Raw genomic sequence first — 18,575 nt, forward strand, 5'->3', positions numbered from 1 at the left:
TTTGTAGGAGGTGGGATGGAGACCCTAAGGCCCTTTCGCAAAACCCTGCTCGCCGACCTGGAAACCCCCGTGACCGCCTACCTCAAGCTCGCCGAGAAGGCCCCGGTGAGCTTCCTCCTGGAGTCCGTGGAACGGGGGCGGCAAAGCCGCTTCTCCATCGTGGGGGTAGGGGCGAGGCGCACCTTCCGCCTGAAGGACGGGGTCTTTACCGTAAACGGGAAGCCCTTGCCCACCCGAGACCCCTTGCGCACCCTCTACGAGGCGGTGCACGCCCCCCTGGAGCGCCACCCGGACCTTCCCCCCTTCTTCGGGGGGGTGGTGGGGTACGCCGCCTACGACCTCATCCGCTACTACGAGCGCCTTCCCGCCCTCAAGCCCGACGACCTGGGCCTGCCCGACCTCCTCTTCGTGGAGCCCGAGGTGGTGGCGGTCTTTGACCACCTGAAAAACCTCCTCCACCTGGTGGCCCCGGGGGTGGACCCCGAGGAGGCGGAGGCCCGCCTAGCCTGGGCCGAGGGGCGGCTTAAGGGGCCCTTGCCCGGGGTCCCGGGGGAAAGGCCCGGGGGGCGGGCCCGGTTCCAGGCGGACATGACGGAGGCGGCGTACCTAGAGGCGGTGGGGCAGGCTCTGGAGTACATCCGGGCCGGGGATATCTTCCAGGTGGTCCTCTCCCTACGGCTTTCCTCCCCCCTTACCGTCCACCCCTTTGCCCTCTACCGGGCCCTGAGGAGCGTGAACCCAAGCCCCTACATGGGCTATCTGGACCTGGGGGAGGTGGTTCTGGTTTCCGCCAGCCCCGAAAGCCTCCTGCGCTCCGATGGCCGCAAGGTGGTGACCCGGCCCATCGCCGGCACCCGGCCCCGGGGCAGGGACGAGGAGGAGGACCGGCGGCTTGCGGAGGAGCTTCTACAGGACGAAAAGGAGCGGGCGGAGCACGTGATGCTTCTGGACCTTTCCCGCAACGACATCGGCCGGGTGGCGGCCTTTGGCAGCGTGCGGGTGGTGGAGCCTTTGCACGTGGAGTATTACTCCCACGTGATGCACCTGGTGTCCACGGTGGAGGGGGTCTTGGCGGAGGGGAAGACCCCCTTGGACGCCCTGGCCAGCGTCCTCCCCATGGGCACGGTTTCCGGGGCCCCCAAGATTAGGGCCATGGAGATCATTGAGGAACTGGAACCCCACCGCCGGGGGCCCTACGGGGGGAGTTTCGGCTATCTGGCCTACGATGGGGTCTTGGACGTGGCCCTCACCTTGCGCACCTTCGTCATCGCCCACGGGCGGATGCACGTGCAGGCGGGGGCGGGGATCGTGGCGGATTCCGTGCCGGAGAGGGAGTACCAGGAGTGCCTGAACAAGGCCAAGGCGCTATTGAAAGCGGTGGAGATGGCGGAGGAGGGGCTTTAGATGCGGGTTTTGGTGGTGGACAACTACGATAGCTTCACCTACAACCTGGTGCAGTACCTGGGGGAGCTTGGGGCGAGCCCCGTGGTCTGGCGGAACGACCAGTTCGCCCTCGAGGACGTGGAGGCCCTGGACCCGGACCGCATCCTGATTAGCCCCGGGCCCTGCACCCCGTTGGAGGCGGGGCTTTCCCTGCCCCTCATCGCCCGCTACGCCCCCCGCTACCCCATCCTCGGGGTCTGCCTGGGCCACCAGGCCATCGGCATGGCCTTCGGGGGGAAGGTGGTGCCGGCTCCCCTCATCATGCACGGCAAGGTGAGCGAGATCCACCACGACGGCACCGGGGTCTTCCGGGGGCTCCATAGCCCCTTCCCCGCCACCCGCTACCACTCCCTGGTAGTGGTGGAGGTGCCCGAGGAGCTTCGGGTGAACGCCTGGGTGGAGGAGGCGGGGGGGCGCACGGTGATGGGCTTTCGGCACCGGGCCTACCCCACCCACGGGGTGCAGTTTCACCCGGAAAGCTACCTCACCGAGGCGGGTAAACTCATCCTCAAGAACTTTTTGGAGGACCCATGGAAGTAGTGCGGAAGGCGCTTCTGGGCGAGGTGTTGGAGGAGGAGGAGGCCTATCGCCTCATGCAGGCCCTGATGCGGGGGGAGGTTTCCCCGGTGCGGGCGGCGGGGGTGCTCACCGCCATGGCCCTAAGGGGGGAAAGGCCCCACGAGATCGCCGCTATGGCCCGGGCCATGCGGGAGGCGGCGAGGCCCTTGAGGGTGGGCCGGAGGCCCCTTCTGGACATCGTGGGCACCGGGGGGGACCACAAGGGGCTCTTGAACCTCTCCACCCTGGCCGCCCTGGTGGCGGCGGCGGGGGGGGTGGCGGTGGCCAAGCACGGGAACCGGGCGGCGAGCTCCCAGGCGGGGAGCGCCGACCTCTTGGAGGCCTTGGGGGTGGACCTGGAGGCCCCGCCCGAAAGGGTGGGGGAGGCCATAGAGGCCTTAGGCTTCGGCTTCCTCTTCGCCCGGGTCTTCCACCCCGCCATGCGCCACGTGGCCCCGGTGCGGGCGGAGCTTGGCATCCGCACTGTCTTCAACCTCTTGGGCCCCCTCACCAACCCCGCCGGGGCGGAGGCCTACGTCCTCGGGGTCTATAGCGAAAGGTGGCTTTCCCCCATGGCCGAGGCCTTGGAGCGGCTTGGGGCCCGGGGGCTCGTGGTGCACGGGGAAGGGGCGGACGAGCTCGTCCTCGGGGAGAACCGGGTGGCGGAGGTGGGGAAGGGGGTCTACACCCTCACCCCGGAGGCGGTGGGCTTGGAGCGGGCCCCCCTCGAGGCCCTCAAGGGGGGCACCCCCAAGGAGAACGCCGAGCGGGCCCGGCGCCTCCTGAAGGGGGAGGAAAGGGGCCCTGCGGCCCAGGCGGTGGCCCTAGCGGCGGGGGCGGGGTTGTACGCCGCCGGCGCGGTGGGGAGCCTCGAGGCGGGCGTGCGCCGGGCCCAGGAGGTCCTGGCAAGCGGCGAGGCCTACCTCCTCCTGGAGCGGTACGTGGCCTTCCTTAAGGCCTAGACCCAGCTCACCGCCCCGAAGGTATCCTCCCGGCGGGGGCTCGTGGAGAAGAGGACCACGGGCACCCCCGTGTGCTCCTCAATGAGCTCCAGGTAGCGGAGGAGGCTTCCCGGGAGGTCCTCCCGCCCCTTGACCCCCGAAAGCTCCCCCCAGCCGGGAAGCTCCAGGTAGCGCACCGCTTCCGGCCTCGCCTCCCCAGGGCGGGCCCCGTCCAGGTACTCCACGGCCACCTTCACCTTTTCCAGGCCCGAGAGCACGTCCAGCTTGGTGAGGGCCAGGCCGTCAAAGCCGTTCACCTCGCAGGCGTACTTCAGGGCCACCAGGTCCAGCCAGCCCACCCTGCGGGGCCTGCCCGTGGTGGTGCCGTACTCCCCCCCCTTTTCCCGCAGGTGGTGGGCCAACTCCCCGTGGATCTCCGTGGGGAAGGGGCCTTCCCCCACCCGGGTGGCGTAGGCCTTGGCCACCCCGTAGACCTTGGTGATGGCCTTGTGGGGGAGGCCGGTGCCCACCAGGATGCCCCCCACCGTGGGGTGGGAGCTCGTCACGTAGGGGTAGGTGCCGTAGTTCAGGTCCAAGAGGGTGGCCTGGGCCCCTTCAAAGAGGAGGCGCTTCCCCTTGCGCCAGGCCTCCCGCAGGAGGGCCCCGGTGTCGGCGATGTAGGGCCTCAGGATCTCCCGCATGCGGTGGAGGTCGGCGAGGGCCTTCTCCTCCGTGTCCCAGCCCGCCTCCCGGGTGGAGTTGGGCTTCTCGTGGAGGAGGCGGCGCACCCTCTCCCGCAAGACCTCCTCGTCCAAAAGGTCCCCCGCCCTAATCCCCACCCGCCTGGCCCGGTCCGAGTAGGCGGGGCCGATGCCCCGGCCCGTGGTGCCCACGAAGTTGTGGCGGCTTTCCACGTACTTGTGGTGGGGTAGGACCAGGTGGGCCCTTTCCGATACCAGGACCTTGGGGTCAAACCCTTCTTTCCGCAGGCCTTCCAGCTCTTCCTGGAAGCGGAAGGGGTCTATGACCATCCCGTCCCCCAGGACGTTCACCGCATGGGGGTGGATGACCCCGGAGGGCAGGAGGTTGAGCTTGAAAACCCGGCCCTCCGCCACCACGGTGTGCCCGGCGTTGGCCCCGCCCTGGTAGCGGACCACGTAGTCCGCGTCCCGGGCCAAGGCGTCCACCACCTTGCCCTTGCCCTCGTCCCCCCACTGCGCCCCGATGATGGCGATCCCCGGCATCCCCTTAAGCTTACGATGCCCCCTCCAAAAGGGCCATCTCCTCCGGGGTTAGGGAGATCCGCAGGGCGTCGGCGTTTTGCCGGGCCTGGTGGGCGTTTTTGGCCCCGGGGATGGGGAGGGCCCCCTTCTCCATCAGGTAGCGGAGGGCGATGGCGGCGGGGCTTGTCCCCTTGGCCTCGGCAAGCCCCTTGAGCACGGGAAGAAGGCGGCGCACCCGGCCCAGGATGGGGCGGTACTTGCTTCCCCGGTAGCCCCTTGGGGGGCGGTCGGGGTCCAGCTTGCCCGTGAGCCAGCCCATGGCCAGGGGGCTATAGGCCATGAGGGCGATGCCCTCCCGCCGGAGGGCGGGCAGGTGGGCCTCCCAGTCCCGCTTGAGGAGGCTAAACTCCACCTGGTTGGCCCAAAGGGGTACCCGGTGGCGCTCCAAGACCCCCTTCACCGCCTCCAGTTGGGCCAAGGAGCAGTTCGCCACCCCCACCCCCCGGGCGAGCCCCCGCTCGTAAGCCTCCGCCAGGGCCTCGGCCCGTGTGCTAAGGGGCACGGGGGGCCAAGGCCAGTGGAGGAGGTAGAGGTCCACCGCCTCCACCCCAAGCCGGGCGAGGCTTCCCCTTAAGGCCTTTAGGAGGCTTTTCCGGGAAAGGCGCCAGGGGTAGGGGAAGAACTTGGTGACCAAAAAGGGCCTTTCCCCCGTCTCGGCCAAGAAGCGGCCCAAAAGCCTTTCCGATAGGCCGAAGCCGTAGAACTCGGCGGTGTCAAAAAGCCGCACCCCGGCCCTGAGGCTTTCCCGGAAGGCTTCCCGCAGATCCCCTTCCCCGTAGCCCCGCCCGTAGCCCCAGAAGAGCCGGTCCCCCCAGGCCCAGGTACCCACGCCCATGGAGTGGTGGAAGAGGGGGTTCATGCCAGGCGAAAGGGGTTGAAGTCCGTGTCCCGATCGTAGGCGTCTAGCCCCTCGGCCCGCTTCAGGAAGCCCACCACCAGGTAGGTGAAGGGGAGCATCAGGGCCTCCACCCCCACCTTGAAGGCGTAGTTGGAGAGGAAGACGGCGAGGAGCACCTCGTTTGGGAGGACGCCGTAGAAGGCCACCAGGAGGAAAAGCCCCGTGTCCAGCCCTTGGCCCACCAAGGTGGAGCTCAAGGCCCTTAGCCAGAAGAGGCGCCCTTCCGTGCGCACCTTGAGCTTGGCCAGGACGTAGGCGTTGGCGAACTCCCCGGCGAAGTAGGCGAGGAGGCTTCCCAACACGATCCTGGGGGTGAGGCCCAAAAGGAGACCGAAGGCCTCGCCGTAGCGGCGGCTTTCCCCGTCCTCTGGGGCGGGGAGGGCGGCCACCGCTTGAAAGGTGAGGGTGGCGAGGAGGAGGGCGAAAAACCCGGTCCAGATCACCCGCCGGCTTTTGCGGTAGCCGTAGACCTCGGTGAGGACGTCCCCGAAGATGTAGGCCAAGGGGAAGAGGAGCGTCCCCCCGTCAAAGGTGAAGGGCCCCAGGACCACCAGCTTGGTGGAGGCCACGTTGGAGACCAAAAGCACCGTGGCGAAGAGGGCGGTGAGGAGGTCCAGGTACCTCATTCTTCCTCCTGGCGGATGGAGGTGATGAAGGGCAGGTTCCGGTCAAACTGGGCCCGGTCCAGGCCGTAGCCGTAGACGTAGGCGTCCTCTATCTCAAAGCCCAGGTAGTGGATGGGCACCTCCACCTGGCGGCGGGAGGGCTTGGAGAGGAGGGCGGCCACGCGGACCGAGGCGGGCTTGCGGGCCTCGAGGTAGTCCAGGAGGTAGGAAAGCGTCAAGCCCGTATCCACGATGTCCTCCACCACGATCACGTCCCGGCCGTGGATGGGAAGCCTCAGGTCCTTGATGAGCTCCACCTCCCCGCTGGAGCGGTAGGCGTTGCCGTAGGAGCTGATGGAGATGAAGTCCAGGGTGAGGGGAAGGGGGATGGCCCGCACCAGGTCGGCCATGAAGATGAAGGCCCCGTTGAGCACGCAGATGAGGTGCGGGGTCTTCCCCTGGTAGTCCTGGGCGATCTGGGCTCCTAGCTCCGCCACCCGCTTGCGGATGGCCTCGGCGCTGATCTGCACGGGTCCGTTCCCCGGCGCGAACATGCCCCTCATTCTAGCCCCACCTGGCGCAAAAGCGCCTTTTCCTCCTCGGAAGAAAGCCGGCGCCACTTCCCCGGGGGGAGGTTCCCGAGCCGGATGGGCCCCACCTGCACCCTAAGAAGCCGCTTCACCGGGTAGCCCACCGCCTTGAGCATCCGGCGCACCTCCCGCTTCCGCCCTTCCGCCAGGGTGAGGAAAGCCCCTCCAGGGGCGGGGCGGCAGGCCAGGGCCTTGGCGGGGCCATCCTCCAGCATCACCCCCTTTAGGAGCCTCCGGCACACCCCTTCCGGCAGGGTGCCCCCCTCGGTCCAGACCCGGTAGACCTTTTGCACCCCGTGGCGGGGGTGGGTGAGGCGGAAGGTGAGCTCGCCGTCGTTGGTGAAGAGGAGAAGCCCCTCCGAGTCCCGGTCCAGGCGGCCCACGGGGTGGAGGCCGGGGATCTCCGGCAGGAGTTCATACACGGTCTTTTGTGCGTGGGGGTCAGAGCGGGTGGTGGTGTAGCCCTTGGGCTTGTGGAGGGCGAGGATCACCCGCTCGGGCAGGATCACCCGCTTGCCCGCCACCTCCACCACGTCCTTCAGGCCCACCTTCTGCCCCAGGTGGGCCACTTCCCCGTTCACCCGGACGAGGCCCTCTTGGATAAGGGCCTCCGCCTTGCGGCGGCTCGCCACCCCGGCCCGGGCCAAAAACGCCTGCAGCCGCATCATGGGAAGTGGGGTTCCCGCTTTTCCTTTAGGGCCTTAAGACCTTCCTCCAGCTCCTTGCCGCCAAACCCCAAGAACTCCAAGGCCAAGGAGAGCTCAAAGTGGGGGAGGAAGGTGCGAAGCCAGTGGTTGAGGGCCCGCTTGGTGTGGCTTAGGGCTTCTTTGGGCCCCTTGGCCAAGCGCTCCGCCACCTCCAGCGCCTTTTCGTAAACCGCCCCGTCCTCCACCGCCAGGGCCACCAGGCCGAGCCTTTCCGCCTCCTCGCCGGTTAGGGGCTCGTTGAGGAAGAGGTGGTACCTGGCCTTGGCCAGGCCCACCAGAAGGGGCCAGAGGAGCACCGCATGGTCCCCGGCCGCCACCCCCAGGCGGAGGTGGCCGTCCAGGAGCCTCGCCCCCTTGCCTACCACGGCGACGTCCGCCGCCAGGGCCAAGGCGAGCCCCGCCCCCACCGCCACCTTCTCCACCGCCGCCACCACGGGCCTCGGGAAGTTGATGGGGCCTAAGACCAGGTCCCGCGCCTCCTCCAGGACCCGCATCAGGGCCTCGTGGGAGGCGCGCATCTCCTCAATGAGGGCGAAGGAGCCCCCGGCGGAGAAGACCCCGCCTTCTCCCCGCACCAAAACGGCGCGCACCCCGGGAAGGTCCTCGAGGTCCCGCCACACCCGGGCGAGGGCCCGGTGCAGGGGAGGGTCCATGGCGTTGAGCTTCTCCCCCTGGAAGGCGATCTCCAGCACCCCCGGCCTGGGCCAGGCGAAGCAGAGGTTCGGGTAGGCCCGCTCCAGCTCTTTGGGTTCCACTTCCCACCTCCTAGCACATGGTGAGGCCGCCGCTCACGCTCACCACCTGGCCGGTGACGAAGCCCGCCCGGTCCGAGGCCAGGAAGACCACCACCTCCGCCACCTCCTCGGGGCGGGCCAGGCGGCGCAGGGGGGTGGCCCGGACCATGGCCTCAAAGAGGCCCTCGTGGCCCTGCCGCAGGGCGTGGAGCAGGGGGGTGTCCGTGGGGCCGGGGGCCACGGCGTTGACCCGGATGCCGTGGCGGGCCACCTCCCGGGCCAGGGCCTTGGTGAAGGCGATGACCGCTCCCTTGGTGCCCGAGTAGACCGCCTCCCCCGAGCTTCCCACCCGCCCGGCGTCCGAGGCGATGTTCACGATGGCGCCCCGCCCTTGGGCCATCATGGGAGGAAGGGCCTGGCGGCAGGCGTGGAGGACGCCCTTGTAGTTCACGGCGATGAGCTCATCCCAAAGGTCCTCGTCGGTTTCCCAAAAGGGGGCGATGCGGTCAATCCCGGCGGCGTTCACCAGGATGTCCAGCCCCCCCAGGGCCTCGAGGGCGGCCTTGACCCCTTGGGCCACGCTTTCCTTCCGCCGCACGTCCATGAAGAGGCCCACCGCCTCCGCGCCCACTTCCCGGGCCTCCTCCGCCACCCGGGCCGCCCCCTCCCCGTTGAGGTCGGCGATGGCCACCCGGGCCCCTTCCCGGGCCAGGGCGAGGGCCACGGCCCTTCCGATCCCTGAGCCTCCCCCCACCACGAGGGCGGCCTTAGCCTCCACTTCGCCCATGGCCTCCAGTATAGAGACCTTCCCTTCCCGGTGATACAATCCCCTAGGCATGGCCCTCTACGCGGTGGACAAGCCCCTCCACCTCACCTCGCACGACGCGGTGGAGGAGGCGAGAAAGCGCCTCGGCACTCGCCGGGTGGGGCACACCGGTACCCTGGACCCCTTGGCCACCGGGCTTTTGCTCTTGGTCTCTGAGGAGAGCACCAAGCTCGTGCCCTTCCTTTCGGGGGAGGACAAGGAGTACATCGCCTGGGTTTCCTTCGGGGCCACCACGCCCACCCTGGACGCCGAAGGTCCCGTAAGCGAGGAGGCCCCGGTGCGCTTTGACCGGAAGGATTTGGAAAGCGTCCTCCCCTCCTTCCTGGCCCTGAAGGAGCAGGTACCCCCCCTCTACTCCGCCATCAAGGTGGGGGGCAAGCGGGCCTACGAGGCGGCCCGGGAAGGGAAGCCCCTGGAGCTTGGTCCGAGGCCGGTGCGCTATGTGGAGGTGGAGCTCCTGGCCTTTGACCCCGAGCCCATTCCCCACCCCATCGCCCCCTCGGCCAAGGGGTGGCGCCTGGCGGAAAAGGGTGGGCGCAAGGTGGAGCTTCCCAAGCCCCTCGGGGCCCACCCCACCGCGGTCATCCGCCTGGTGGTGGGGCCCGGCACCTACGTGCGGGCCTTCGCCCGGGACTTGGGGGAAAGGCTTAAGACCAAGGCCTTCCTCTCGGGGCTCGTGCGCACCCGCATCGGCAAGGTGGGCCTGGAGCGGGCGGTGAGGCTTTCCGAGCTTTCGCCGGACAAGGCCATCCCCGAGGTGGACGTTTTGCCCTTTCCCGTGGTGGAGCTTTCCCACACCGAGGCCCGGCGGGTCTTGGAAGGGGTACCCCTCCCCATCCCCGCCTTGGGCTACGTGACCCTGGTGGACTCCCGCAGGCGGCTCCTGGCCATCGCGGAGGGCGACGGCTTCAAGCTAAAGATCAAACGGGTGTTCGTAAAGGAGGCGTGAGATGACCATCGGCGTACCCAAGGAGATCAAGACCCTGGAAAACCGCGTGGCCCTGACCCCGGGCGGGGCGGAAAGCCTGGTGAAGCGGGGGCATGTGGTCTTGGTGGAGCGGGGGGCGGGGGTGGGCTCAGGCCTATCCGACGCCGAGTACGAGCGGGCCGGGGCCCACCTGGTGAGCCGCGAGGAGGCTTGGAAGGCGGAGATGGTGGTGAAGGTGAAAGAGCCCCTTCCTGAGGAGTACCCCTTTTTGCGGGAAGGGCTCATCCTCTTCACCTACCTCCACCTGGCGGCGGACCGCACCCTCACCGAGGCCATGCTCCAAAGCGGGGTCACGGGCATCGCCTACGAAACGGTGCAGCTTCCCGACGGCTCCTTGCCCCTCCTGGTCCCCATGAGCGAGGTGGCGGGGCGCATGGCCCCCCAGGTGGGGGCCCAGTTCCTGGAGAAGCCCCACGGGGGACGGGGGGTGCTTTTGGGCGGGGTGCCGGGGGTGGCCCCGGCCAGCGTGGTCATTCTGGGGGGCGGCACCGTGGGCACCAACGCCGCCAAGATCGCCTTGGGCATGGGGGCCCAGGTGACCATCCTGGACGTGAACCACAAGCGCCTGCAGTACCTGGACGACGTCTTCGGGGGGCGGGTGGTGACCCTCACCGCCACCGAGGCCAACATCAAAAAGAGCATCCAGCACGCCGACCTCCTCATCGGGGCGGTCTTGGTGCCGGGGGCCAAGGCGCCCAAACTGGTCACCCGGGACATGCTTCCCTTGATGAAGGAAGGCTCGGTCATCGTGGACGTGGCCGTGGACCAGGGGGGGTGCGTGGAGACCATCCGCCCCACCACCCACGCCGAGCCCACCTACGTGGTGGATGGGGTGGTGCACTACGGGGTGGCCAACATGCCGGGAGCGGTGCCCCGCACCTCCACCTTCGCCCTCACCAACCAGACCTTGCCCTACGTGCTCAAGCTGGCGGAGAAGGGCTTGGCGGCGCTTTTGGAAGACGGGGCCCTCCTCAAAGGGCTAAACACCCACAGGGGCCTCCTCACCCACCCCGGGGTGGCGGAGGCTTTTGACCTACCCTACACGCCTCCCGAGGAGGCCTTAAGGAGGTAGCGTGCAAGGGCGCGTCACGGTCACGGAAACCGCCTTGGCCTCCCTTTTGGCCCTGGCGGCCCACGAGGTGCCGGGGGTGGTGGGCATGGCCCCGGCGGGCTTGAGGGAGCAGGTGGTGCGCATCCTGGGGCGGCAGGAGGCGAGCGAAGGGGTGGTGGTGCGCCCGGACCCGGCGAACCCGGGGAAGTACGCCGCCGACTTCTACGTGGTGGTGGCCTTGGGGGCCCGCATCCCCACGGTGGTGGAGTCCTTGGCGGAACGGGTGGCCTTCACCGCCAAGCGCCTGGCGGGGGTGGAGCTTTCCCAGGTGCGGGTGCACGTGGTGGGGGTGGGGCGTGGCTAGCTGGACGGCCGGGGAGTTGGCCGAGGCCTTCCGCTACGCCACGGACTGGTTCCGGGTGTACGTGGAAGAGCTCAACGCCTTAAACGTCTATCCCGTGCCCGACGGGGACACGGGCACCAACATGCACCTCACCCTGCAGTCGGCCCGGCGGGAGCTGGACCTGGCGGACACCACCAAGATGGCGGAGGTGGCCCGGGCCATCGCCTACGGGAGCCTCTTGGGAGCCCGGGGGAATAGCGGGGTAATCCTTTCCCAGATCCTGAAGGGTTTTACCGAGGCCATCCGCAAGAAGGAGGTCCTGGACCCCCCCACCCTGGTGGAGGCCTTGCGCCTGGGCGCGGAAACGGGCTACAAGGCGGTGATGAAGCCGGTGGAGGGCACCATCCTCACCGTGGCCAAGGCGGCGGGGGAGGGGGCTAGGGGGGAGACCCTCGAGGCGGTTTTGGCCTCCGCCCTAGAGGCGGCCCGGGAGGCCTTGGCCCGCACCCCGGACCTCCTTCCCGTACTCAAGCAGGCGGGGGTGGTGGACGCGGGGGGAGCGGGGTACGTGCGCTTTTTGGAGGGCATACAGGGCTACGCCCTCAAGCTTCCCCTTCCCGAGCCCCCCAAGGTGGAGCGCTACGCCCAGACCGCCTTCGCCACCGAGGAGTTCGGCTACTGCACCGAGTTCCTCATGGAAGGGGTGGAGGTGCCCATAGAGAGGATCCGGGAGGCGGTGGCCCCCTTCGGGGACTCCTTGCTGGTGGTGGGGGCGGAGGGGTACGTGAAGGGGCACATCCACACCGACGACCCCGACGGCCTCTTGGCCGCCGTGGCCCGCTTTGGCCGCATGGTGCGGACCAAGGTGGAGGACATGACCGAGCAGCACACGGAGATCCTGGCCATGGCCGGGGCGGCGGAGGTGCCCCCGCCTCCCACGGGCCTGGTGGCCGTGGCCTTGGGCCACGGGGTGGCCCGGGTCTTCCGCAGCCTGGGGGCCCGGGTGGTGGCGGGGGGGCAGACGCAAAACCCCAGCGTGGAGGACCTCCTTTCCGCCATCAAAAGCGTCCCGAGCCCCAAGGTGGTCCTCTTGCCCAACAGCCCCAACGTCTTCCTGGCGGCGGAGGAGGCGGCCAGGCTGGCCAAGGAGGCGGGCAAGGAGGTGTACGTCCTAAAGACCCGCACCCTAGGCCAGGGCCTGGCGGCGGCGGTGCGCTACCTGCCCGAGGCGGAGCCCGAGGAGCTCCTTCCCGAGATGGAGGAGGCGGCCAAGGGGGCCGCGACCTTGGAGGTCACCTGGGCCAGCCGGGACGCCGAGGTGGACGGGCTTAAGGTCCTGAAGGATAAGCCCATCGGCCTTCTGGACGGGAAGCTCGTCCTGGTGGGGGAGACGCCGGAAGAGGTCTTGGAGGGCCTGGTGCGCCTGGCCAAGGAGGGGAAGGAGGTCCTCACCCTCTTCCTGGGCCCCAACACCCCCAAGGAGAAGGCGGAAGCGGTGGCCGCCCGTTTCCCCGAGCTGGCGGTGGAGATCCTGCCGGGGGGGCCCGACCTTTACGCCTACCTGGGGGTCTTGGAGTAGCTAAAGGAAGTGCTAAGCCTTGCCCCCTTTCCCTAGGGGTATCCTGAAGGGAAAGGGGGGGTTTTATGTGGCGCTTGGGTTTGGCGTTGCTTTTGCTTGGGACCTTGGTGGGGTGCGGCCTGGAGGGCACGCCCCCAGCGGGCGAAGACTTGCCGGTGGGGAGCTACGCCATCGCCGAGCTTCCTGCGGCCCGGGAAGGCGGGGGCCAGCTGCAGCCGGGGGTAAAGGTGTACCGCATCGCCCCCCAGGGGGATGGCGCCATCCAGGTGGCGGCGGTTTCCTCCACCTTGGGGCTTAGCGCCAGGCTCCGCCTTGTCCTCCTAGACGCCCGGGGGGTGGTGCAGGCGGTGAGCGTGGCCCGGAACTGGTTCGCCGCTTCCTCTGCCCTTGCCCCCTTGGCCCTTTCTCCCCAGATCACCTTAGACCCCGGCTACCGCCTGAACTTCAAAGGCGTGGCGGGGGAAAGCTACTACCTCCGGGTGGAAAACTACGCCCTAAGCCCAGACCGGGTTACCCTCTACGCCGATCCCTTCACGCCCAACCCCGCGGGGCAAGGGGAAGCCTTCTCCTCAGGAAGCAAGACCGGAGCCATAGAGTTCGTGGGCGAGTTTGACCGCTATAACGTGGCCAGCGCCACCGGTTACCTGCGCTTGGCCTACGCCGGCCCGTTGGACCTGGTGGCCCTCCTCTATAACGGTCCGGGGGACGCCAGCCCCCGCGCCTTGGATCCCGTGATGAACTGCGCCCCCGTTTCCCCCGCCACGCTTTTGGTGGTGCGGGACCGGGGCCTGGCCCGGGCGGGGTTTGACGAGGTGGGAAGCGGTCGGTACACCCTGGAGCTTTCCAGCGTCCCCTGCCCATAGGGTCTTTGAAGAAGATGAGCCTGGGCTAAAGGCCCTTAAGCAAGTTCTCATCCTACCCCGCTGAACCGGTTCCCTGTTCAGCGGGCTTTTTAAATCATGGGAACCATTGCAGGGATGGTGGGGGCGGGTTCCATGAGGGAAGGCCCTCATGGTTCTCAGCTTCCTCCAGGCTTTGCCCGCATACTTGGGGGCGCTATGCGGGGTTTGACGCTTTTGCTCCTTTTCGCCCTCGCCGTTGCGGGGGGTTTCGCCCAGGAAGCGCAAAAGGTTTTGCGCCTCCAGGCCACGGCCTACACCTCCAGCCTCCGGGAGACCGACGTCACCCCCTTCGTCACCGCCACGGGGATGCGCGCCCGGCTTGGGGTTCTGGCCGTGAGCCGTGACCTCTTAAAGGTGCTGCCCTACGGCACCAAGGTGCGCCTGCGCGACCTGGGGAGCGTGTACGGGCGGGGCAAGGGCCAGTTTGACTACCTCTTCCAAGGCCGCCTCTTCGTGGTGGCGGACGTGATGCACCCCAGGATGCGGGAGAAGGTGGACGTCTGGCTTCCCGACCGGGCCACGGCGGTGCGCTTTGGCCGCCGTTGGGTGGAGCTCGTGGTGGTGGAATACCCCCGGCCCTAGGGACCCTCGTTATCCTGGTCTCGTGCGCTTCGCCCTTTTCCTCGCCTGGGCCCACTTGACGCGAAGACCCCTGCAGACCTCCTTGGCCCTCCTGGGGGTGGGGGTGGGGGTGGCGGTGCTCTTGGCCGCCCTCTCCCTCACCAACGGCTTCGTGAGCGGCCTGGTGCGGGCCACCCTCAAGGCCTACCCCCACCTGGTCCTCTTTAGCTTCACGGAAGACCTCCCGCCCCTTCCCCCCCACCCCGAGGTGGAGAGTGCGGCTCCCTTCGCCGCCACCAAAGCCCTCCTCACCCGGCCGGCGGAAGGGGCCCGGGGGCCGGGGGTGGACTTCGCCACCTTGGTGGGCCTGGGGGAAGGGGGCGAGGCCCTGTACCCCGAGCTCGGCCTGAGGCTTGCGCCGGGAGGGGTCTACCTGGGCGCGGCCCTGATGCAGTCCCTGGGGGCGGTGGTGGGGGACCGGGTATACGCCCTTTCCGCCACCCAGGAGCGGGTGGCGCTTCGGGTCTTGGGCTCCTTCCGCACGGGGAACTACCTCCTGGACTCGGGCTACGCCTTCGTGGACCTGGCTTCCGTGGAAAAGCTCGCGGGCCTCAAGGCCCAGGGCTACCAGGTGCGGCTCAAAGACCCTTGGCGGGCCAAGGAGGTGGGGGTGGCCCTGGCGGGCACTCGCTTCTTCCCCCAAGCCTGGCAGGACACCCAGCGCACCCTCTTGGAGCAGCTTACCCTGCAGAAGCGGGTGCTGGGCATCCTGGTCTTCCTCATCGTGGCGGTGGCCGCCTTGGGGGTGGCTAACCTTTTGGTGCTTAAGGTGGTGGAGAAGACCCCGGAGATCGCCCTCCTCCGGGCCATGGGGGCCTCGAGGCTCACCGTGGGCTTGGTCTTCGCCCTGGAGGGGGTGTTCCTGGGGGTGGGGGGCGTTTTGCTGGGCAACCTTCTCGGCTACCTCCTTTGCCTCTACCTCGCCCTGCGCCCCTTGGACCTGCCGGGGGAGCTTTACTTCCTCACCCACCTGCCGGTGGAGATGCGGTTTTCGGACTTCCTGGCGGTGAGCGGGGCGAGCCTTTGCGCCACCTTCCTTTCCGCCCTCCTGCCCCTTTTCCGCGCCTTGAGGGTCCAGCCCGGGGTGGTCCTAAGGTAGTTGCACGTGCGGGGCTTCTGCCCTAAACTCTTCTGGGCGGGCCGGTGTAGCTCAGCGGTAGAGCAACCGCCTCGTAAGCGGTAGGCCGCCGGTTCAAATCCGGCCACCGGCTCCAAACCTCCCCGCCTGCGGGCGGGGGTCTTTTTTGTGCTTGCCAAAAGGCCCGAGGCCATGTACACTAGGCAAGTTGAGGGCCCTCAGGGCCAGCCCCTGGTCCTGAGGGTGGTGCCCTGTGCGGGCTAAACCGGGAAACTTCCCGGGTGGATCTTGAGAACACGGGGGCAAGTCCAAGAAGAAGGGAGTGGTGGCACTGCCGACGATCAACCAGCTGGTCAGAAAGGGCCGCGAGAAGGTCCAAAAGAAGAGCAAGGTTCCGGCCTTGAAGGGCTCGCCCTTCCGCCGGGGGGTGTGCACGGTGGTGCGCACGGTTACCCCCAAAAAGCCCAACTCCGCCTTGCGGAAGGTGGCCAAGGTGCGCCTCACCTCGGGCTACGAGGTCACCGCCTACATCCCCGGCGAGGGGCACAACCTGCAGGAGCACTCCGTGGTCCTCATCCGGGGTGGCCGTGTGAAGGACCTGCCGGGCGTGCGCTACCACATCGTCCGCGGGGTCTACGACACGCAAGGCGTGAAGGACCGGAAGAAGAGCCGCTCCAAGTACGGGACCAAGAAGCCCAAGGAAACCAAGGGCGCGGCCCCGGCCAAGAAGAAGTAGGTGAGCCATGGCGCGGAGAAGAAGAGCAGAGGTACGCCAACTCCAGCCCGACCTGGTCTACGGGGACGTGGTGGTGTCGGCCTTCATCAACAAGATCATGCGGGACGGGAAGAAGAACCTGGCCGCCCGCATCTTCTACGATGCCTGCCGCATCATCCAGGAGAAGACCGGGCAGGAGCCTTTGAAGGTCTTTAAGCAGGCGGTGGAAAACGTGAAGCCCCGCATGGAGGTGCGTTCCCGCCGCGTGGGCGGGGCCAACTACCAAGTGCCCATGGAGGTTCCTCCCCGCCGGCAGCAGTCCTTGGCCCTGCGCTGGTTGGTGCAGGCGGCCAACCAGCGCCCCGAGCGCGGCGCCGCGGTGCGCATCGCCCACGAGCTCATGGACGCCGCCGAGGGCAAGGGCGGGGCGGTCAAGAAGAAGGAGGACGTGGAGCGCATGGCCGAGGCCAACCGCGCTTACGCCCACTACCGGTGGTAAACCATGGCGGTCAAGGTAGCGTACGACCTAAAGCGGCTCCGCAACATCGGCATCGCCGCGCACATTGACGCCGGCAAGACCACCACCACCGAGCGCATCCTCTACTACACCGGCAAGATCCACAAGATCGGCGAAGTCCACGAGGGCGCGGCCACCATGGACTTCATGGAGCAGGAGCGGGAGCGGGGCATCACCATCACCGCCGCCGTGACCACCTGCTTCTGGAAGGACCACCGCATCAACATCATTGACACCCCGGGCCACGTGGACTTCACCATTGAGGTGGAGCGCTCCATGCGGGTGCTGGACGGGGCCATCGTGGTCTTTGACTCCAGTCAGGGGGTGGAGCCCCAGTCGGAAACCGTCTGGCGCCAGGCGGAGAAGTACAAGGTGCCCCGCATCGCCTTTGCCAACAAGATGGACAAGACGGGGGCCGACCTTTGGCTGGTGATCCGCACCATGCAGGAGCGCCTGGGGGCGCGCCCGGTGGTGATGCAGCTTCCCATCGGCCGGGAGGACACCTTCTCGGGGATCATTGACGTCCTCCGCATGAAGGCCTACACCTACGGCAACGACCTGGGGACGGACATCCGGGAGATTCCCATCCCCGAGGAGTACCTGGACCAGGCCCGGGAGTACCACGAGAAGCTCATAGAGACCGCCGCCGACTTTGACGAGAACATCATGCTCAAGTACCTCGAGGGCGAAGAGCCCAGCGAGGAAGAGCTGGTGGCGGCCATCCGCAAGGGCACCATTGACATCAAGATCACCCCGGTGTTCCTGGGCTCGGCCCTGAAGAACAAGGGGGTGCAGCTCCTCCTGGATGCGGCGGTGGACTACCTGCCTTCTCCCTTGGACATCCCCCCCATCCGGGGCACCACGCCGGAAGGGGATGAGGTGGAGATCCACCCCGACCCCGACGGCCCCTTGGCGGCCTTGGCCTTCAAGATCATGGCCGACCCCTACGTGGGCCGCCTCACCTTCATCCGCGTCTACTCCGGCACCATCACCTCCGGCTCCTACGTCTACAACACCACCAAGGGGCGCAAGGAGCGGGTGGCCCGACTGCTCCGGATGCACGCCAACCACCGGGAAGAGGTGGAGGAGCTCAAGGCCGGGGACCTGGGGGCGGTGGTGGGCCTGAAGGAGACCATCACCGGGGACACCCTGGTGGGCGAGGACGCGCCCCGGGTGGTTCTGGAGTCCATTGAGATCCCCGAGCCGGTCATTGACGTGGCCATTGAGCCCAAGACCAAGGCGGACCAGGACAAGCTCTCCCAGGCCCTGGCCCGCTTGGCGGAAGAGGACCCCACCTTCCGGGTGTCCACCCACCCCGAAACCGGCCAGACCATCATCTCCGGGATGGGCGAGCTTCACCTGGAGATCATCGTGGACCGGCTCAAGCGGGAGTTCAAGGTGGATGCCAACGTGGGCAAGCCCCAGGTGGCCTACCGGGAGACGATCACCCGCCCCGTGGACGTGGAGGGCAAGTTCATCCGCCAGACCGGTGGCCGGGGGCAGTACGGCCACGTGAAGATCAAGGCCGAGCCCCTGCCCCGCGGCTCCGGCTTTGAGTTCGTCAACGCCATCGTGGGCGGCGTGATCCCCAAGGAGTACATCCCCGCCGTCCAGAAGGGGATTGAGGAGGCCATGCAGTCGGGGCCCCTCATCGGCTTCCCCGTGGTGGACGTGAAGGTCACCCTTTACGACGGCTCCTACCACGAGGTGGACTCCTCGGAAATGGCCTTCAAGATCGCCGGCTCTATGGCCATCAAGGAGGCGGTGCAGAAGGGGGACCCGGTGATCCTCGAGCCCATCATGCGGGTGGAGGTCACCACCCCTGAGGAGTACATGGGCGACGTCATCGGTGACCTGAACTCCCGCCGGGGCCAGATCCTGGGCATGGAGCCCAGGGGGAACGCCCAGGTGATCCGGGCCTATGTGCCCTTGGCGGAGATGTTTGGCTACGCCACCGATCTGCGTTCCAAGACCCAGGGTAGGGGCTCCTTCGTCATGTTCTTTGACCACTACCAGGAAGTCCCCAAGCAGGTGCAGGAGAAGCTCATCAAGGGGCAGTAAGGATGCCTTTCGGGTAGGCCTTAGGGCCTACCCCGCATGGAGAAAGGAGAGCGAAGATGGCCAAGGGCGAGTTTATCCGTACGAAGCCTCACGTGAACGTGGGGACGATTGGGCACGTGGACCACGGGAAGACGA

At 67.9% G+C, this 18,575-nt stretch carries 20 protein-coding genes and 1 tRNA gene; 14 read left to right on the forward strand and 7 right to left on the reverse strand.

Annotated elements, in window-relative coordinates:
• Positions 1-15: 15 nt before the first annotated feature.
• From trpE to trpD, 3 genes are read left to right on the forward strand one after another with little or no spacing between them, the layout of a single operon-like run.
• On the forward strand, positions 16-1,404 hold the full coding sequence (trpE, locus tag L0D17_RS04220; RefSeq protein ID WP_234508346.1) for an anthranilate synthase component I: 1,389 nt from the start codon (positions 16-18) through the stop codon (positions 1,402-1,404).
• The gene (locus L0D17_RS04225; RefSeq protein WP_234508345.1) at positions 1,405-1,983 is read left to right on the forward strand and encodes an anthranilate synthase component II; all 579 of its coding nucleotides are present in this window, start codon (positions 1,405-1,407) and stop codon (positions 1,981-1,983) included.
• Positions 1,974-2,963, forward strand: a complete 990-nt coding sequence (gene trpD / locus L0D17_RS04230) for an anthranilate phosphoribosyltransferase (protein ID WP_243092690.1) — start codon at positions 1,974-1,976, stop codon at positions 2,961-2,963. The genes L0D17_RS04225 and trpD overlap by 10 nt, the downstream gene beginning before the upstream one ends.
• Here trpD and L0D17_RS04235 read toward each other — a convergent pair.
• From L0D17_RS04235 to L0D17_RS04265, 7 genes are read right to left on the reverse strand one after another with little or no spacing between them, the layout of a single operon-like run.
• The gene (locus L0D17_RS04235) at positions 2,960-4,186 is read right to left on the reverse strand and encodes an adenylosuccinate synthase (protein WP_243092689.1); all 1,227 of its coding nucleotides are present in this window, start codon (positions 4,184-4,186) and stop codon (positions 2,960-2,962) included. The two genes, trpD and L0D17_RS04235, sit on opposite strands and share 4 nt — an antisense overlap.
• A 10-nt stretch (positions 4,187-4,196) precedes the next feature.
• Positions 4,197-5,084 (reverse strand): aldo/keto reductase, encoded by an 888-nt coding sequence (locus L0D17_RS04240; RefSeq protein ID WP_243094003.1) that lies wholly within the window; start codon positions 5,082-5,084, stop codon positions 4,197-4,199.
• Positions 5,081-5,749 (reverse strand): queuosine precursor transporter, encoded by a 669-nt coding sequence (locus tag L0D17_RS04245; protein ID WP_243094005.1) that lies wholly within the window; start codon positions 5,747-5,749, stop codon positions 5,081-5,083. The genes L0D17_RS04240 and L0D17_RS04245 overlap by 4 nt, the downstream gene beginning before the upstream one ends.
• Positions 5,746-6,291, reverse strand: a complete 546-nt coding sequence (gene hpt / locus L0D17_RS04250; RefSeq protein ID WP_152607344.1) for a hypoxanthine phosphoribosyltransferase — start codon at positions 6,289-6,291, stop codon at positions 5,746-5,748. Before hpt ends, L0D17_RS04245 begins: the two co-directional genes overlap by 4 nt.
• On the reverse strand, positions 6,288-6,983 hold the full coding sequence (locus tag L0D17_RS04255; RefSeq protein ID WP_039458041.1) for a pseudouridine synthase: 696 nt from the start codon (positions 6,981-6,983) through the stop codon (positions 6,288-6,290). The genes hpt and L0D17_RS04255 overlap by 4 nt, the downstream gene beginning before the upstream one ends.
• A complete protein-coding gene (locus tag L0D17_RS04260) occupies positions 6,983-7,780 on the reverse strand; it encodes an enoyl-CoA hydratase/isomerase family protein (protein WP_052155180.1) in 798 nt (265 codons plus the stop codon). Before L0D17_RS04260 ends, L0D17_RS04255 begins: the two co-directional genes overlap by 1 nt.
• Positions 7,781-7,790: 10 nt before the next feature.
• Positions 7,791-8,546 (reverse strand): SDR family NAD(P)-dependent oxidoreductase, encoded by a 756-nt coding sequence (locus tag L0D17_RS04265; protein ID WP_243094007.1) that lies wholly within the window; start codon positions 8,544-8,546, stop codon positions 7,791-7,793.
• A gap of 49 nt (positions 8,547-8,595) precedes the next feature.
• Between L0D17_RS04265 and truB the strand changes: the two genes are divergently transcribed.
• From truB to fusA, 11 genes are all read left to right on the forward strand, one after another.
• Complete coding sequence (truB, locus tag L0D17_RS04270) at positions 8,596-9,534, forward strand: tRNA pseudouridine(55) synthase TruB (RefSeq protein WP_039458048.1); 939 nt, start codon at positions 8,596-8,598, stop codon at positions 9,532-9,534.
• 1 nt (position 9,535) lies between these two features.
• Positions 9,536-10,645, forward strand: a complete 1,110-nt coding sequence (ald, locus tag L0D17_RS04275) for an alanine dehydrogenase (protein WP_243094008.1) — start codon at positions 9,536-9,538, stop codon at positions 10,643-10,645.
• 1 nt (position 10,646) lies between these two features.
• A complete protein-coding gene (locus L0D17_RS04280; RefSeq protein ID WP_039458052.1) occupies positions 10,647-10,988 on the forward strand; it encodes an Asp23/Gls24 family envelope stress response protein in 342 nt (113 codons plus the stop codon).
• Positions 10,981-12,546 (forward strand): DAK2 domain-containing protein, encoded by a 1,566-nt coding sequence (locus tag L0D17_RS04285; protein ID WP_243094010.1) that lies wholly within the window; start codon positions 10,981-10,983, stop codon positions 12,544-12,546. The genes L0D17_RS04280 and L0D17_RS04285 overlap by 8 nt, the downstream gene beginning before the upstream one ends.
• 65 nt (positions 12,547-12,611) lie before the next feature.
• Positions 12,612-13,409 (forward strand): hypothetical protein, encoded by a 798-nt coding sequence (locus L0D17_RS04290; protein ID WP_243094011.1) that lies wholly within the window; start codon positions 12,612-12,614, stop codon positions 13,407-13,409.
• 195 nt (positions 13,410-13,604) lie between these two features.
• Positions 13,605-14,030, forward strand: a complete 426-nt coding sequence (locus L0D17_RS04295; RefSeq protein WP_243094012.1) for a 3D domain-containing protein — start codon at positions 13,605-13,607, stop codon at positions 14,028-14,030.
• A gap of 22 nt (positions 14,031-14,052) precedes the next feature.
• Positions 14,053-15,168, forward strand: a complete 1,116-nt coding sequence (locus L0D17_RS04300) for an ABC transporter permease (RefSeq protein WP_243094013.1) — start codon at positions 14,053-14,055, stop codon at positions 15,166-15,168.
• Between the two features lie 40 nt (positions 15,169-15,208).
• Positions 15,209-15,283: transfer RNA gene (locus tag L0D17_RS04305), tRNA-Thr, on the forward strand.
• 186 nt (positions 15,284-15,469) lie between these two features.
• Positions 15,470-15,883 (forward strand): 30S ribosomal protein S12, encoded by a 414-nt coding sequence (rpsL, locus tag L0D17_RS04310; RefSeq protein ID WP_019551715.1) that lies wholly within the window; start codon positions 15,470-15,472, stop codon positions 15,881-15,883.
• 7 nt (positions 15,884-15,890) lie between these two features.
• Positions 15,891-16,361 (forward strand): 30S ribosomal protein S7, encoded by a 471-nt coding sequence (gene rpsG / locus L0D17_RS04315; protein WP_039458081.1) that lies wholly within the window; start codon positions 15,891-15,893, stop codon positions 16,359-16,361.
• 3 nt (positions 16,362-16,364) lie between these two features.
• Entirely contained in the window at positions 16,365-18,440 is a 2,076-nt protein-coding gene (gene fusA / locus L0D17_RS04320; RefSeq protein WP_243094017.1) for an elongation factor G, read from the forward strand.
• The last annotated feature ends 135 nt before the right edge of the window (positions 18,441-18,575 follow it).

Origin of the sequence: Thermus thalpophilus (assembly GCF_022760915.1) — a bacterium.
Lineage (GTDB): Bacteria > Deinococcota > Deinococci > Deinococcales > Thermaceae > Thermus > Thermus thalpophilus.

Excerpts from the sequence above, each read along its gene's own strand:
- L0D17_RS04290 (WP_243094011.1), top strand. The coding sequence starts at position 12,612 with ATGTGGCGCTTGGGTTTGGCGTTGCTTTTGCTTGGGACCTTGGTGGGG.
- trpE (WP_234508346.1), top strand. The coding sequence starts at position 16 with ATGGAGACCCTAAGGCCCTTTCGCAAAACCCTGCTCGCCGACCTGGAA.
- L0D17_RS04225 (WP_234508345.1), top strand. The coding sequence starts at position 1,405 with ATGCGGGTTTTGGTGGTGGACAACTACGATAGCTTCACCTACAACCTG.
- trpD (WP_243092690.1), top strand. The coding sequence starts at position 1,974 with ATGGAAGTAGTGCGGAAGGCGCTTCTGGGCGAGGTGTTGGAGGAGGAG.
- truB (WP_039458048.1), top strand. The coding sequence starts at position 8,596 with ATGGCCCTCTACGCGGTGGACAAGCCCCTCCACCTCACCTCGCACGAC.
- hpt (WP_152607344.1), bottom strand. The coding sequence starts at position 6,291 with ATGAGGGGCATGTTCGCGCCGGGGAACGGACCCGTGCAGATCAGCGCC.
- L0D17_RS04240 (WP_243094003.1), bottom strand. The coding sequence starts at position 5,084 with ATGAACCCCCTCTTCCACCACTCCATGGGCGTGGGTACCTGGGCCTGG.
- L0D17_RS04235 (WP_243092689.1), bottom strand. The coding sequence starts at position 4,186 with ATGCCGGGGATCGCCATCATCGGGGCGCAGTGGGGGGACGAGGGCAAG.
- L0D17_RS04265 (WP_243094007.1), bottom strand. The coding sequence starts at position 8,546 with ATGGGCGAAGTGGAGGCTAAGGCCGCCCTCGTGGTGGGGGGAGGCTCA.
- ald (WP_243094008.1), top strand. The coding sequence starts at position 9,536 with ATGACCATCGGCGTACCCAAGGAGATCAAGACCCTGGAAAACCGCGTG.
- L0D17_RS04255 (WP_039458041.1), bottom strand. The coding sequence starts at position 6,983 with ATGCGGCTGCAGGCGTTTTTGGCCCGGGCCGGGGTGGCGAGCCGCCGC.
- rpsG (WP_039458081.1), top strand. The coding sequence starts at position 15,891 with ATGGCGCGGAGAAGAAGAGCAGAGGTACGCCAACTCCAGCCCGACCTG.
- fusA (WP_243094017.1), top strand. The coding sequence starts at position 16,365 with ATGGCGGTCAAGGTAGCGTACGACCTAAAGCGGCTCCGCAACATCGGC.
- L0D17_RS04295 (WP_243094012.1), top strand. The coding sequence starts at position 13,605 with ATGCGGGGTTTGACGCTTTTGCTCCTTTTCGCCCTCGCCGTTGCGGGG.
- L0D17_RS04245 (WP_243094005.1), bottom strand. The coding sequence starts at position 5,749 with ATGAGGTACCTGGACCTCCTCACCGCCCTCTTCGCCACGGTGCTTTTG.